Source organism: Pseudoxanthomonas helianthi (assembly GCF_017939625.1).
Taxonomy (GTDB): Bacteria; Pseudomonadota; Gammaproteobacteria; order Xanthomonadales; family Xanthomonadaceae; genus Pseudoxanthomonas_A; species Pseudoxanthomonas_A helianthi.
The window spans coordinates 1687415-1687725 of the sequence record NZ_JAGKTC010000001.1 but is presented as its reverse complement, the minus strand read 5'-3'; the positions used below and the strand labels follow the sequence as shown (position 1 = coordinate 1687725).

The following is a 311-nucleotide window of genomic DNA, read 5'->3' as shown; positions in this document are numbered from 1 at the left end:
GCCGCAGACCGATTGCCGAAGACACGGTGCTCATGCCCGGAAGAACAACCGCCAGCGACCGAATACAGCCACGAGCAGAAGATAGACCACTGCGAGAGCCGCGAAAATGTCTAAGGCTCCCAGCGGCACCCGGGAATCATGGAAGTAGTACCCGTTAATTGATCGGGCTACCTGATAGTTGACGTACATCAGGACTATTCCCGCTAAGGAGACGATGCCGATACCCCAGCGCCAGAGAGGACGAATCTGACGCGCCCTTCCAGGCGGCGTATGGCTCTTTGGCGCTGAGTAAGGATTGCCTGGCATGCGGC

The 311-nt window shown here is 58.2% G+C and carries 1 protein-coding gene; it reads right to left on the bottom strand.

Translation table 11 applies throughout. The annotated features are described in order from the left end of the window. Positions 1-30: 30 nt before the first annotated feature. Positions 31-311: hypothetical protein (locus tag J5837_RS07690; protein WP_210536079.1), on the bottom strand; the 281-nt coding region annotated here is incomplete at its 5' end.